Source organism: Acinetobacter sp. YH12094 (assembly GCF_013419295.1).
GTDB lineage: Bacteria > Pseudomonadota > Gammaproteobacteria > Pseudomonadales > Moraxellaceae > Acinetobacter > Acinetobacter amyesii.
The window spans coordinates 72,876-86,708 of sequence record NZ_VPAK01000008.1 but is presented as its reverse complement, the minus strand read 5'-3'; the positions used below and the strand labels follow the sequence as shown (position 1 = coordinate 86,708).

The following is a 13,833-nucleotide window of genomic DNA, read 5'->3' as shown; positions in this document are numbered from 1 at the left end:
TCTCGATGAGCACTTTTACTGTACAGGACTTGAGCGTATCATCCTGAAAAATGTCATCTTAAATCTGCGCCAACAATAGTCATAGCTCGATCAGTATGCAAAAACTACTCCAAGACTTTTCCATTCCAGCTGCTTTTGCAGGTTTTATTACGTTCTTAGTCGGGATCAGTGTCTCGGCTGTTTTGGTGATCCAATCTGCACAACTGCTCGGTGCCAACACTGCAGAAATCACCTCTTGGTTTTGGGCTCTAGGTTTGGGTATCGGCTTAAGCGGGCTGATTCTGTCTTGGAAATTTAAATATCCCGTTGCGACTTCATGGTCCACTGCAGGACTGGCACTGATTTTAGCGACTGCAAATGGTTACAGCATGAATGCCGCCCTAGGTGCTTTCTTGGTCTGTGGCCTATTGACAGCAGTACTCGGATTTTTAGGTATTTTTGAAAAAATACTGCGCTATATCCCGCAAAGTCTAACCAGTGCAATGTTGGCGGGCGTACTTCTAAAATTCGGTATTGAATTATTTGTCAGTTTACAAAATGAATGGGCATTCGTTCTGGGTTTACTCGCGGCTTATGTCATCAGTAAACGACTGTTACCACGTTATAGCATTGTCATTACGGTGATCATTGGCATTATGCTTTGTCCATTGTTACTTGGCTTTCAATTACCGGCGCTTAATTTAGAACTCGCACAGCCAGTTTGGGTCACACCTGAATTTTCGATCTCAGCAATACTGGGTTTAGCGCTACCACTCTTTGTAATCAATATGGCCTCTCAGTATTTACCGGGTTTAGCCATGATTAAAAATTATGGCTATCAACCCCACGTCAATCAACTGATCGGTTGGACTGGGACAGCCCAAACGCTACTCGCGCCATTTGGATGTTTTAGTGTCAATATTGCTGCGATTAGTGCGGCAATCAGTCTAGATGACCAAGCCCACCCCGATGAGAAAAAGCGCTATATCGCAGGTATGACCTGTGGCTTCTTTTATATTTTGATGGGCCTGTTTGCAGCCACTTTGGTGAGTTTCTTAACCGCTTTCCCATTGGTGTTTATTACCGCTTTAGCAGGCATTGCCCTACTAGGCACCATTGGACACAACATCGTCATTGCTTTCCAAGAAGCGAGTGAACGTGACGCCGCTCTACTCACCTTCTTGTTTAGTGCATCGGGCGTACAGTTTTTTGGTATTGGCTCTGCATTTTGGGGTTTGGTCTTTGGTTTAGTCGTGCATGCTATTTTCAAATATAAAAGAAATTAAGCCCTCAGTTAAATAATTTGCTTCAAATAAAGAATGATACGCGGTAACGTCATCCGCATGTGTTTGAGATAGGACTATTTCTAATCAAAAATGTTTTTGCGGTACTTTGAATAATTAGACACTAGTGAACAAGTTTTGCGGTGAGGAGCAATGCTCCGCAAGATGGTTTCCTTACGAAGCACGCTTCTCATTTTGCCGAATGAGAAACAACGTTTTCAAGAGTACCTCCAGCCGAAGACTAATCCCTTTATTCAATCCCTAGATGTAAGACTCTGTCGAATAGACTTAAAAATCATTTTAAAAATGCGTAATTACTTTTACGTATGTAAAATCAGTTATTTAATCTATTTCGCTCGATACGTTCGGGCGATCAGTTCTTGTTTTAATAATTGGGTTTCACTTTCATCTTCCACTTCTGTAAAAGCGGTGAGCCAAATACCATCGGCTGCATAACGAACAATTTTCAGCTCTATATCCGAATCTGTCTGATGATGACGCTCTAAACGTGAGTTCATCCATTCGATCCAATATTCATTAAAAGTTTTATCTGTCAGCATGGTCATCGAAATCGCGGACCAAGACTGTTGCAAACCCATGATTTGTTTTTCTAAAGTAATTTCAATATAAGCTCGGGTAAAACAACCGTATGGCTCAGGGTCTTCGTCAATTAATCGGTCAACGACCTCGTCTAATTGAGCCAAAAGCATCACAATCATGGACTCTAAGAGCTTTTGCTTATTTGAAAAATGATGAAATACACCACCTTTTGTAACCCCAACTAAATCCGCAACGGCTTGAATCGACACCCCGTTGACACCTTTATCAGCAGCAAGAAGGATTGCGTGCTGCAAAATACTTTGGCGTATCAGTTGAGGCTCTTTCTTGCGCTGATGCGGATTATCCATATTAATGTCCAGCTGAAGTTGAAAACAGGTTGATCACGACCACACCTGAAACAATCAGGCCTATCCCTAACATGGCTGGGAGGTCTAAACTTTGACGAAAGATAAAGTAGCCAATTAGTGCAGTTAAAACAATACCAACACCCGCCCAAATGGCATAAGCAATACCAAGTGGTATGACTTTAATCACCTGAGACAATAAATAAAATGCCAAACAGAATAAAACTGCGACAGCCAATGAAGGCGCAAGTTTGGTAAACCCTTCTGACTTCACCAAAAATGTCGAACCAATTACTTCTGAGATAATCGCCAATGACAGTAAGCCATAAGCTAAAGTGACCGAATTCATTAATTATTCCAAAATAAACATACCAACTGGTAGGTATGTTATTGAGTTAGAGATTATTCTGCAAGCCTTTTAAGTCTGTTTTTAATTTTTGACGGTCTGTGTGTGTTGTTGCAAAAATTCTAAAGTGCGATCAAAGGTCTGCTGACTGGCCTTTTTACTCATCATAAATTGATATTCATGTACCAAAAATTCTTTCGAATCTGGATAAAAAACCGCTGTCACAGATACATTATTTGCCAGCAATTTTTCTACAAAAGGCTCAGATTGCGTTTTGGTTAAAAAATCTTTATTGCCACCGCTGATAAATACAGGCGGATATTTTGAATTAATATTTGAGGCCGTTGAAATACGCGTTAAAAACTCGGCATCATCTTTTTTGTCTCCGGTATACGCCTGAACTAAGTTATAGACGCCCCACTCGATCAGTCCAATCTCTGCGGGTGCAGTATTTACAAAGCTGTTTAAATCATAAATACCACAATGTAAAATCAGCCCTTTAAGCTGTGAAGGCTTTAATACAGGTTGAATCTTTGACGCTTTCGCAAAATCTGGATTCGTAACCAAGGCGGCATAATGACTGGCCATATTTGCACCTGCAGAATCCCCTGCCAAATACATATTTTGCGAATCAATGCCATATTGTGCTGCATGTAGATTTAAAAACATCAATGCAGCATCAATTTGGTTGAGCTGTGCAGGATAAATGGCTTCAGGTGCAAACTGATATTGAACAGAAACTACATTATAGCCTTGGGCTGCGAGTCGTTTAAAATATCCACCTGCATGTTCTTTTGAGCCAGAGACCCAACCGCCCCCGTGGATCCAAACAATCGTTGGTCTTGGTGCAATCGCCATACTTGTTTCAGGTTGATAGATATCCAAGTTTAAATTTGGATTTTGTAGATATTGAATATTTGACTGCACAATAACATTGTCAGGTGCATGTAGGTTGATGAAGGTCTTTTGAACTTGTGTCGATAAGTTAAATGCGCCTGCAATCACTTTGGTACTGCTTTGCGTGTTTTGACAACCAGACAAATGCAACACTGAACACATGCTGAGTACAACCAACCCTACTTTATATGACATATCAAACTATCCAATCGCATCAATTTTGTTATAAATCTTAGATTTAAAACTGTATATAGTTTAGGCTTATTTTTATAAAGTTCAAATTGATCATTTAGGCTCAAAATCCGAGAAAATTAGTCGATTTTATTTTAATATTTTTTGAGCAAAGTCCGAGTTTTCCGCTCAGATTTATTTGACGACTTATCGACATTAATTTATGTAATTTTATGAATTTACAATATTTTTTAGATTAATAAATTGAACCATGCACGACAATGTGTTATCAATAATCTATAGGGTTTAAAAGCAAAATTACAGGAGATTGTTCCATGTCATATCAAAACATTTTAGTACCTGTCGATGGTTCAGAAATCTCGTTTTCTGCAGTAAAAAAAGCTGCAATTATTGCCAAGGCGTTTAACAGCCAACTCACTTTAATCAGCCTTGTTGCTGAAGACCCATTTACCGATGCAGACTTTTATTATTCTTCATCAATCATGAAAGAATATTTCGTACAAGCTTATGCAAATGCAGAATCCGCATTGAAAGAAGCTGTGCAAATTACAACTGAAGTGGGTGTAGAAGCACAAAGTAAAATCATTAAAGGCCAAGTTTCTGCTGAAGGTGTGGTAGAAGCAGCCAATGAAGTCAAAGCCGATTTGATTGTGATGGGTTCACATGGTCGTAAAGGCTTTAAGAAAATGCTACTCGGCAGCTTCGCACAAGATGTACTCAGTAATACTGAATTACCTGTGTTGGTTGTAAAAGCTTAAGATGACTAAGCCCACATCATGTGGGCTTTTTTGTATTCAGCACACCCTTCACCCATAGGCTTACCCTTTTGTCTAATTCATACAATATCGTGAATAGAGCAAGATTAGATTGATAACATTTAAAATATTAAGGAAGCAGATATGAGTCAATACCAACAAATTTTAGTCCCTGTGGATGAATCTCCAATTTCATATTCTGCTGTTGAACATGCCCTCAGCTTGGCTAAAAGTCAAAATGCACAAGTGACCATTGTTAGTGTTGTTGCTGTTGATCCATTCGTTGGTGTCGATTTCTATGCTGTTGCACCTGCAATCACTGAATATTTTATGCAGGCTGAAAAAAGTGCTCAGCTGCGTTTAGAAGATATCAAACAAACCTTTGTACGTGATGGTATCGAAGTTAAAACACGTTTGATTCATGGTGTATCGCCAACTGAAGGGATTTTACAAGTGGCTGATGAAATCTCTGCGGATTTAATCATCATGGGTTCACATGGACGCACAGGTTTGAAAAAAGCCATGCTAGGCAGCGTGGCACAAAATATTTTAACGCAGTGCCCAATTCCTGTTTTGATCATCAAGCAATAAACTAAGATTCAAAGAAAAGCCCTCAATTGAGGGCTTTTCTTCTTTTAGATCAATTAAACACGTTATTTAAATACACAATTCGTTCTGTAGTTTTCTGATTAAAACATTTGGTATATTGCAACTCTTGATTTTGCGTATTCATCGCATCATCCCAGTATTGCGAATGCTTTTGATAAGTCTCTTTTTCACTTTCATTTAATGAATAAACACTTTTTTGTGCAAGCACTTTACAGTCGATATCACGCTTTTCAAACCAGTCTGCTTGATCTTGCTGTAACTGCGCCTTTTGTTCATCACTAAAACGATCCCAAGTCTGATTGAGACGATCCACCACTTTGGCATTATCCTGATCTAGCTCTTTTTTTCGAATATCCATTGCCTTTTGTGCAAGGCTCATTTGTTGAGATTGACTCTCCATCCCTTGCTGATAGGATTCTTCGTTTCGCTTATTTTGAGCACTATATGCCGCATATAGCACAGCATGACGTGTCACTGTTACAACGCTATCAATTACGTCATTTTGACTTGGGACACTTAAACTTAAACCATCTTTGTCCGTTTTAGTGATGCTATAGCTAAAGTTCCCTTTAAGCTGATCATTGTCCATGCTTAAGCCTGACTCACCATCTTCGAGTGAATCATTCAAAGTATAATTACCACGTTCTTCACAGCCTTCGTCACATGGTCGTTCAGCAAAGGCATTTTCAGCACGCTTTTGTAATCCTTTCGGGAAAACCACCAACAATTGACTGCTACATTCCAATGTTTTGGCTTTATTAGGGTCTTCAGTTAAAGTCGTGACATTTTGAATGTTAAATTTTAGATTTTTTACAATCAGATCTATAAGTTGCTGATCGGCTTCATAATCGGACTGACGTATTTCTTTGTTTAATTCTTTGAGATATTCTTTTTTTAAATGATCTTGCAATTGGTCAATATTGGCTTGTGCTGTACAACTCCAATCTTCCAAAGCAGGTGCTTCCGTTTTGGCTTCAGTATCTTTTTTATTTTTAAAATTATCACAGCCGGATATCAATGCCGCAGACAACATGAGGCTCGTGATGACTATTTTTTTCATTGTATAAGTACCATTATGATTTTATTCTTCGGGCGTATTTTAATCAAAATTACAGCGCTTTGACGAGAAAAATCCCCGCATGTGCAGGGATTTTTTATATATCATCTCATTTAGTACGGTTTTAATTGGTCTTTTCAGTCACGCCTTCACTGGTAACATCTCGTACTTTGCCATTCTCAGTATTTAAAACTTCAAACTCAATACGACGGTTTTTGAATTGACCTTCTTTGGTGCTGTTTTCTGCTACCGGTTTTTCTTGACCATAACCCACCGCTTGAAGCTGTGCAGGATCAACGCCTTTCGACACCAAATAATCCACCACAGCTTGTGCACGCTCTTGCGATAAAGCTTTATTCGCTTCCGCATTACCCACAGCGTCGGTATGACCTTGTACAGTCAGATGTACTTCTGTAGCGCGCTGCAACAATGCTGCCGCCTGATCTAAAATTGATTTATTTACGTCAGGAATATCAGATGAACCTGTCGCAAAATTAATAATTTGTAAGTTCAGCGCAGTCGCAACATCTAGCGCACGAACTTGTTCAGGGTTAATACTCGCTAATGCTTTTTGTGCATCAGTAATACTGTTATCTACTGCAGTTTGTTCACTCACACCTTCTTGAACCAATACCGTCATATTTTTTGCTAAAGGCTTAATTTGATTGGCAAGGTTTTGAGCATCCGCAGGATTTTGCGACAAAATCGATAACTGATTTTCAGTCCAGGTTAAAGTGGTATTTGGCACACCTTTAAGTTTTTGAAGTACCGTTGGAATGGTATCTTGATCAATAAATTGCGTATGGTAACTGGCATCAGATGAAGCACCACAGCCCGTATTAAAGTTAAAGATTTGTTTGACTTGTTGCTGCAAAATTTCAAGATAATTTGAATCACCTGTTTGAATTTGACAGTTGGTTAACTGCCCATCCGCACCAGTGCTAAATTGCAAATGTGCTGGCTGAGATGCAGCAGGCTGTGCAACCGTTGTTGCAGAGGTGGTTGGTTCTTCTTTATTAGTACAAGACTTAAACCAAAATGCGATCAGACCCAGTAATATAAGCAGCGCAATAATTGGCAATAACCAATTCGAGCGTTTTTCTTCAACGATAACAGGTGTTGGTTCAACAACAGGCGCTTGGTGTAACGTACGGCCAGCTGCAGTGTTTACCCCTAAACCTGCGAGTAAAGGCACTGCCCATTGTGGTAGTGCCGCCAAAATGCTATCTGCATGATTATCAAGTAAATGCGTGATTGCGACGGGATCAGATGAACCCGCTTCATTTTCAAGTGCCCCTAAAGTTGGAGCTATAGAGTGGTTTAAGGTTTGCTCTATTTCTGACGTTGGGGCCGTACCGCCACCGAGATGTTGCAAAAATTGATCTTTTAATGTGGGATTTGCTGAAAATATATCACTAATACGAGGGTTTAACTGTTTTTGAAAGGTATCAATAAATTCAGGTTTGGATCGAAAAATATTTAACAGGAATGGAATAAACTGGCTAATGGCTGAATTTTTTTCAGTTAAGTGTTGTGTATCACCGTCCAGCACAATCGAGGAGACGTGCTGGTTAATCAGCGCTAATAAGTCTATATTCATATTTGTACTCCATGCGGTTGTCATTATTTTCATGTGTACTTTAGTTTATATGCTTATTTTTTGATCAAATGTAATAATTTGTTCGGACTTGTCAGCGCGTTAATTTCTTTTCTATTTTCAATCTATTAATTTCAATCCTCATAAAAAAAGCCAGCCGAAGCTGACTTTTAGATATCAAATTAAAATGCTAGGACTCAACATTTTCCATGTTGAGCTTCAGCTTAAACGGCATAAAAAGCTTGAAGCACTTTACCTTTAACGGTGTGCTGAATTAATGGTGTGTTCTTACCATTTGACACAATCGTGTCTTTATTAATGGTCCACTCAAGTTCAGGATCAACAAGCACCCAACCCGCTTCATCTGCCCAACGTTGTTGCATATTGGCTACTTTAGCAGGTGCGAGTGTGACTTTTTCAACCCATTCCAGTGGGCTTAATAGGCCTTCTTGAATCAGTTGAATACCAAAAGGCACATAAGTATCAAATGCGGTAAAACCTGGCTGTGTTTCAGCAAATGGCGCCATTTTCGCAGAGCTGCTCAGTGGCTCATGATGCGTACAAATCGCGTCAATCACACCGTCTTTTACCGCTTGGCGGAGCAAGTCTCTATCTTGCTCAGAACGCAGCGGCGGACGCACATGCGCAAGTGAATTAAAGCCGTCGATCAACTGATCAGTTAAATGCAATTGGTGCATGGCTACATCGCAAGTCACCGGCAAGCCTTTCGCTTTGGCATGTTTAATCAATTCAACAGATGCACCTGATGACAACAGACCAAAATGCGCACGCACTTTAGTGGCTTCAATCATCAGTAAATATTTTGCAATGGCTACGGTTTCTGCTAATGCAGGGATCATCGGTAAACCTTGACGAGATGCGACAAAGCCTTCATGCACACAGCCATCTTTGGCAATCTGCGGTTCTTCGGCATAGAACACAACGGTCATGTTCAGACCCGCAGCATATTCTAAGGTACGAATCACCACATCATCGTCCATAAATGGCGCATTGGCATTTGATACTGCTGTACAGCCGCCTTTTTTCAAACCTGCCATATTCGCAGGCTGCTTGCCTAACAAGCCTTGAGTTTGCGCGCCAATCACCTGCAGATAAATACCGCCGTCCAGCATGGCTTTTTCCACCAGGCCATGAATCAATGCACCATTGTCTTGCACAATCGGTTTAGAGTCAGGCGGGGTAAACACATGCAAAATACCATTCGCACGCGCAGCCTTACCTTCTGACTTTAAAGTGCCGTGCTGCTGCTGACCCGGCTCTCGTAAACGCGCGCAAAGGTCAACCATACTTGGCATCAGCCATTTGCCTTGACCATCAATGGTTTCAGCGGCATTGCTTTCGGCAACCAATCGGCCATTTTCAATATAAACTGTCTGTACGCTGTCAGTTTGATTGATTGGATCTAAGACACGTACATTTTCAACTTTAACAATACTCATGACTATCCCTTAAACCGCAATCGCTTCAATTAAACCTTTTTCTTGCAACTGACCTTGCATTGCCAAAGCCAGTACCGCCATACGCACCGCAATACCATTGGTCACCTGATGTAAAATCACTGACTGAGTGCCATCGGCAATACTTGAGTCAATTTCAACACCACGGTTCATTGGTCCCGGATGCATCACGATGCAGTCAGGTTTAGCCAAAGCCAGACGCTCTTTATTCAAACCATACATTTTGTAGAATTCGGCTTGAGATGACAGCGCAGGAGAATCAATACGTTCGTTTTGAATACGTAAAGTAATAATCACATCGCAGTCTTGAATGCCGTCTTCCATATTGTTGAACAGACGAATGTCTTCGCCATAATCATCAAAACCGTAAGGCAGCAAAGTATTTGGCGCAATGACACGAATATCTTTACAGCCCAATGTTTGCAATGCAGCGACATCTGAACGGGCAACACGCGAATGCTTAATATCGCCAATAATGGCAATGGAAATGTCTTCAAAATTCTTTTTGGTTTCACGGCGAATCGTCAACATATCCAACATGGCTTGCGTAGGATGCGCATGACGACCATCGCCTGCATTGATGATAGCCACATGCGGACAAACATCTTTGGCAATAAAGTGCGGCGCGCCTGACGATGAATGACGAACCACAAAAATGTCGGTCGCCATCGCTTCTAAATTCCACAAGGTATCACGCAGTGTCTCGCCTTTTGATGTACTTGAACGTGCAATATCAATGTTCAATACGTTTGCGGACAGACGTTTTGCTGCCGCTTCAAAAGTGGTACGGGTACGTGTTGAATTTTCAAAAAACAGGTTCATTACCGTACGACCTTCTAAAAGGTTGTTGGTAATCAGCTGATTTTGGTCATTAAAAAAGGACTGTGCAGTGTCCAATATTTTTGTGAGAGTTTCTTTAGAAAGGCCTTCGATGGTGAGGAAATGTTTTAAGTTACCATCTTGGTTGAGTTGAATCTGGCTCGGTGTATGCAATGCCGCCAAGTGCATGAGAGATTCCTTATCGTTAAGTTAACGCATTATACAGAGAATCTTGGCAAATGGCAGTTGAAGTTTTCAACGTTCAATGCAAACGCATGATGTTATTCAAAATGAATTTTCAAATTCCTATCTATCATTTCAATTAGATAAATTAAACGTTTTAAATTAAACTTCACCTTTCCCCTTTCAAAAAGCCTTCAAACAGGACTTCTATCTGTCCTTATTTTTGATTGAATTGAATACTTTCAAACAGATAAAGTTCAGCTATAAACAGCCGCCTTCTGCGCAGTTCAACAACTCTTGAAATAAGGAAGTTGGTTTATACATCAGGCTGTGCGCAGCAAGAAAAATATACCTACTGCTCACAGCAGGATTGAATTAACGCAATGCGCCGATATAACGATGTGCAACCTGTGCTTTATAGATATCTTCCGCAGTCGGTTCGCTCATTAAAATTTCTGCTGTTTCAGATTGAACTAAGCTAACTATTGATTCTTCTGGTGCTGAAACTGCAACCTCATGCAAATTCAACTCACTATATAAACGTGCAACTAAACGAGATAATTCAGGATCAGCCGTTTCCAAAGCCAAGTTAGAAACAAAGCGTGCATATTCGACATTCTCAACCACATATAATGCGTCAATAACCCGACCTGACACACGACGTAAACGCGCGTAAATTAAAGTGGCGATTGAAAATGCGTTTGATTGACTATTGATTGCCAGCCCTGTCATAAATACCCCTAATGATATCAATATTATAAAGATCGAATTTTGATCAGGGTTATAGCAATTTTTGTACCATTAAGTGATATTTCTCACAATGTACGCAGAATAAATTTGGTAAAGTCATTCAAATCTACCGATATTTCTCCAGTTTCAGCGCAATATCGTCCGCCCAAATCCACGAAAATACGTTAAAATATGCGATTGCTTTTTTGCCTTTGGAAATTTACATGAATTCGAAACCGCGTCTTTCTACATATTGGGTTACCTGTGCAGATGGACTGGAAACCTTACTCCGCGAGGAAATTGAAGGTTTAGGTGTTCAAAATATTGAACAGTTCCCGGGTCGTCTTGTATTCAAAGGCACACTTGAAGATGCATACCGTATTTGCATGTGGTCACGTTTGGCTTCACGTGTACTCACCCCGATTCATACACATGAATTAGAGTTCACGCATGATGCACGTGATGTGGCTGAAGAGCTCTATGAAGGTGCAATAAACTTTGATTGGTCACTTATTTTTGCACCACAAAGTACATTTGCCGTGCGTTTACACATCGAACGTGACATTAAAGTCAATTCTCAGTTCGCAACTTTACGTGTCAAAGATGGTGTGGTCGATTCCTTTATGGAAGCTGTGGGCAAACGTCCAAGCATTGACATTAAGCAACCTGAAATTACGTTGTATGTATTAGCTGGCAAAACTGAACATACTTATTGCTTAGATTTATCAGGTGATTCTCTGCATAAACGCGGCTACCGTCGCTACATGACAGATGCGCCGATTAAAGAAAATCTAGCTGCTGCCATCTTACAGAAAGCAAAACTTAAACAGCATCAACCCGATATTATTTTGGACCCAATGTGTGGTTCAGGGACATTTATCATTGAATCATTAATGATTTTGACTGACCGCGCGCCAGGCCTTGTTCGTCGTTTTGGTTTTAATGGTTGGAATGGTCATGACCATGAACTTTGGATGTCAATTAAAGGCGAAGCGGCTGAACGTCATAAAGCTGCACTTGAAAATCCTCTCCCACAATTCTATGCATTTGATGCAGACTGGGAAGCGGTAAAAGCGACCAAACAAAATATTATTGCTGCAGGTTTCGAATCTGTACTTGATCAAATTAAAATTGAAGAACGTACACTTGCAGACTGGCCAGAATTCCAAGCAACAGGTAAGAAAAGCTTTGTTGTCACTAATCCTCCATACGGCGAGCGTTTAGGTGATAAAGCCTCTAACCGCGCACTGTATTTAGGTCTATCGGCATTATTACAAAAGAACTTCCCAAATCAGCCTGCTGCGATTATTGCAGCACAAGTTGAACAGGCCGATGTCCTTGCCTTTAATGATCCGCAAATTTTGCGTTTGATGAATGGTAAACTCCCAATTTACGTCCGTTTTGGTACAGTCAAACCTGCGGCAATTCAAAAGCCTTTCCTCGAGCATTGGGAACCTCAACAATTTGAAAAAATTGAAGGTGCAGAAGACTTTACTAACCGTCTGCAAAAAAACATGCAGAATCTTAAAAAATGGGCAGTCAAAGAAAATATTTTCTGCCTACGTTTATATGATGCCGATTTGCCAGACTTTAATGTCGCTATAGATTTGTATGGTGATCGTTTACACGTACAAGAATACGCACCACCGAAAAAAATTGACCCTGAAAAAGCCAAAAAACGCTTTAACTTAGCACTTCAAGCGATTCGTGCAGTGACAGGCTTAGGTCGTGATGCGATTTTCATTAAAACACGTGCGCGCCAAGAAGGTAAAAATCAGTACACCAAACAAAGTACTGCGTCTAAACGTTTTATCGTTCAAGAAGGCAAAGCTAAGATTTTGGTGAACCTAACAGACTACCTCGATACAGGTTTGTTCCTTGACCATCGTCAAATGCGTCTACGTATTGCCAAAGAAGCCAAAGGTAAACACTTCCTGAACTTATACAGCTATACCTCTACAGCAAGCTTACATGCAGCGCTTGGCGGTGCAGCAAGTACGACCAGTGTCGATTTGTCAAATACCTACCTAAATTGGTCTAAAGAGAACTTTGTACTAAATGGTTTGACTGTAGATCATGCAGATGAACAACATCAGTTCTTCTCTAGCGACTGTTTTGAATGGTTAAAAGAAGGTCACGAGCAATATGATCTGATCTTTATTGACCCACCAACATTCTCAAACTCTAAAAAGTTCTATGGTACGTTTGATGTCCAGCGCGACCATATGTCTTTGCTTAAACGTGCCATGAACCGTTTAACCACTGACGGTACGCTTTACTTCTCAAACAACTACCGTGGTTTTGAGATGGACGATGTGATCATGGCAATGTTTGATGTTGAAGAAATCAGCAATGAAACCATTGGTCTAGACTTTAAACGTAACACCAAAATTCACCGTGCATGGAAAATCACCCATCCACAAATCTAAGGTTTAACTTTAGCAATTCCTGATCTATGAAATGAGGCACGTCAGTGCTTCATTTCAACCACGACGCCATCTGGATACGTTACTCGAATATTTTCGTGTCGCTCTTGCAGCACAATACGGTTAATCGGTGCGACTTCTGGAGATTGAATTAACCCGACCTGATCCGCTGCCCTTTTCTTTTGAAGCAAATAATCACTCATGGTTGAGCCTTCAAGCTGGGTCTCCTGAATGATCTTATTATTACGATTAGATTTATGATTTGAATTTTTCTGCTGCTCTTCTTTGGGTTTAGTTGCCTCACTCTCAATAATATCTAAGGTTTCTTCACTAAACTGTTTTTTCCCTTGCGTTTCATTCGACAAGCGTTGATCTGAAATTGACGTCCCCGCAAAAGCTATAGACTGAACAGCGATTAAAAAAATGCTACTAACAAGACTGTGTTTTACCCAAGAACATTTAGGCATGGATGAATGAACAAGTTTCCGTCTAAAAAAATAATCGTGTGACATGGTGTCTTTCCTATTGTTGTTTTGATTGGCTAGTTGCCCATTGACGCTAGCAACTTTTCAACTGTT

The 13,833-nt window shown here is 40.4% G+C and carries 13 protein-coding genes; 4 read left to right on the top strand and 9 right to left on the bottom strand.

The features are described from left to right. Positions 1-95: 95 nt before the first annotated feature. Positions 96-1,265: a benzoate/H(+) symporter BenE family transporter gene (locus FTU34_RS08240; protein ID WP_180035295.1), complete on the top strand. Its 1,170-nt coding sequence runs from the start codon at positions 96-98 to the stop codon at positions 1,263-1,265. A gap of 344 nt (positions 1,266-1,609) precedes the next feature. Here FTU34_RS08240 and FTU34_RS08235 read toward each other — a convergent pair whose 3' ends face one another. The 3 genes from FTU34_RS08235 to FTU34_RS08225 all read right to left on the bottom strand — a co-directional run bounded on the left by FTU34_RS08235 (position 1,610) and on the right by FTU34_RS08225 (position 3,605). Then, the gene (locus FTU34_RS08235; protein WP_180035296.1) at positions 1,610-2,170 is read right to left on the bottom strand and encodes a TetR/AcrR family transcriptional regulator; all 561 of its coding nucleotides are present in this window, start codon (positions 2,168-2,170) and stop codon (positions 1,610-1,612) included. 1 nt (position 2,171) lies between these two features. Further along, positions 2,172-2,516, bottom strand: coding sequence for an SMR family transporter (locus FTU34_RS08230; RefSeq protein ID WP_078188613.1), 345 nt, complete (start codon positions 2,514-2,516; stop codon positions 2,172-2,174). An 81-nt stretch (positions 2,517-2,597) separates the two neighbouring features. Continuing rightward, positions 2,598-3,605, bottom strand: coding sequence for an alpha/beta hydrolase (locus FTU34_RS08225; RefSeq protein ID WP_078191805.1), 1,008 nt, complete (start codon positions 3,603-3,605; stop codon positions 2,598-2,600). Between the two features lie 311 nt (positions 3,606-3,916). On the opposite strand from FTU34_RS08225, the gene FTU34_RS08220 reads away from it, so the two are divergent. Beyond that, positions 3,917-4,360, top strand: coding sequence for a universal stress protein (locus tag FTU34_RS08220; protein ID WP_078191806.1), 444 nt, complete (start codon positions 3,917-3,919; stop codon positions 4,358-4,360). 141 nt (positions 4,361-4,501) lie between these two features. Next, positions 4,502-4,948 (top strand): universal stress protein, encoded by a 447-nt coding sequence (locus tag FTU34_RS08215; RefSeq protein ID WP_078188616.1) that lies wholly within the window; start codon positions 4,502-4,504, stop codon positions 4,946-4,948. Between the two features lie 49 nt (positions 4,949-4,997). Here the strand turns inward: FTU34_RS08215 and FTU34_RS08210 are convergent, their stop codons facing one another. From FTU34_RS08210 to FTU34_RS08190, 5 genes are all read right to left on the bottom strand, one after another. Further along, positions 4,998-6,026: a DUF1311 domain-containing protein gene (locus tag FTU34_RS08210; RefSeq protein WP_180035297.1), complete on the bottom strand. Its 1,029-nt coding sequence runs from the start codon at positions 6,024-6,026 to the stop codon at positions 4,998-5,000. Positions 6,027-6,147: 121 nt separating this feature from the next. Beyond that, on the bottom strand, positions 6,148-7,623 hold the full coding sequence (locus tag FTU34_RS08205) for an OmpA family protein (protein ID WP_180035298.1): 1,476 nt from the start codon (positions 7,621-7,623) through the stop codon (positions 6,148-6,150). Positions 7,624-7,844: 221 nt separating this feature from the next. Beyond that, positions 7,845-9,080: a dihydroorotase gene (locus FTU34_RS08200; RefSeq protein WP_180035299.1), complete on the bottom strand. Its 1,236-nt coding sequence runs from the start codon at positions 9,078-9,080 to the stop codon at positions 7,845-7,847. A gap of 9 nt (positions 9,081-9,089) precedes the next feature. Then, the gene (locus FTU34_RS08195; RefSeq protein ID WP_180035300.1) at positions 9,090-10,106 is read right to left on the bottom strand and encodes an aspartate carbamoyltransferase catalytic subunit; all 1,017 of its coding nucleotides are present in this window, start codon (positions 10,104-10,106) and stop codon (positions 9,090-9,092) included. A 369-nt stretch (positions 10,107-10,475) separates the two neighbouring features. Then, the gene (locus FTU34_RS08190) at positions 10,476-10,832 is read right to left on the bottom strand and encodes a hypothetical protein (protein WP_180035301.1); all 357 of its coding nucleotides are present in this window, start codon (positions 10,830-10,832) and stop codon (positions 10,476-10,478) included. A 221-nt stretch (positions 10,833-11,053) separates the two neighbouring features. Here FTU34_RS08190 and rlmKL point away from each other — a divergent pair, with 221 nt between their 5' ends. Beyond that, positions 11,054-13,258 (top strand): bifunctional 23S rRNA (guanine(2069)-N(7))-methyltransferase RlmK/23S rRNA (guanine(2445)-N(2))-methyltransferase RlmL, encoded by a 2,205-nt coding sequence (gene rlmKL / locus FTU34_RS08185; protein WP_180035302.1) that lies wholly within the window; start codon positions 11,054-11,056, stop codon positions 13,256-13,258. Positions 13,259-13,299: 41 nt separating this feature from the next. On the opposite strand, the gene FTU34_RS08180 is transcribed toward rlmKL, so the two are convergent. Further along, a complete protein-coding gene (locus tag FTU34_RS08180; protein ID WP_180035303.1) occupies positions 13,300-13,767 on the bottom strand; it encodes a hypothetical protein in 468 nt (155 codons plus the stop codon). Positions 13,768-13,833 lie beyond the last annotated feature (66 nt).

Bases quoted from the DNA above. Each gene is read 5' to 3' on its own strand.
- FTU34_RS08240 (WP_180035295.1), top strand. From the start codon at position 96: ATGCAAAAACTACTCCAAGACTTTTCCATTCCAGCTGCTTTTGCAGGT.
- FTU34_RS08235 (WP_180035296.1), bottom strand. From the start codon at position 2,170: ATGGATAATCCGCATCAGCGCAAGAAAGAGCCTCAACTGATACGCCAA.
- FTU34_RS08230 (WP_078188613.1), bottom strand. From the start codon at position 2,516: ATGAATTCGGTCACTTTAGCTTATGGCTTACTGTCATTGGCGATTATC.
- FTU34_RS08225 (WP_078191805.1), bottom strand. From the start codon at position 3,605: ATGTCATATAAAGTAGGGTTGGTTGTACTCAGCATGTGTTCAGTGTTG.
- FTU34_RS08220 (WP_078191806.1), top strand. From the start codon at position 3,917: ATGTCATATCAAAACATTTTAGTACCTGTCGATGGTTCAGAAATCTCG.
- FTU34_RS08215 (WP_078188616.1), top strand. From the start codon at position 4,502: ATGAGTCAATACCAACAAATTTTAGTCCCTGTGGATGAATCTCCAATT.
- FTU34_RS08210 (WP_180035297.1), bottom strand. From the start codon at position 6,026: ATGAAAAAAATAGTCATCACGAGCCTCATGTTGTCTGCGGCATTGATA.
- FTU34_RS08205 (WP_180035298.1), bottom strand. From the start codon at position 7,623: ATGAATATAGACTTATTAGCGCTGATTAACCAGCACGTCTCCTCGATT.
- FTU34_RS08200 (WP_180035299.1), bottom strand. From the start codon at position 9,080: ATGAGTATTGTTAAAGTTGAAAATGTACGTGTCTTAGATCCAATCAAT.
- FTU34_RS08195 (WP_180035300.1), bottom strand. From the start codon at position 10,106: ATGCACTTGGCGGCATTGCATACACCGAGCCAGATTCAACTCAACCAA.
- FTU34_RS08190 (WP_180035301.1), bottom strand. From the start codon at position 10,832: ATGACAGGGCTGGCAATCAATAGTCAATCAAACGCATTTTCAATCGCC.
- rlmKL (WP_180035302.1), top strand. From the start codon at position 11,054: ATGAATTCGAAACCGCGTCTTTCTACATATTGGGTTACCTGTGCAGAT.
- FTU34_RS08180 (WP_180035303.1), bottom strand. From the start codon at position 13,767: ATGTCACACGATTATTTTTTTAGACGGAAACTTGTTCATTCATCCATG.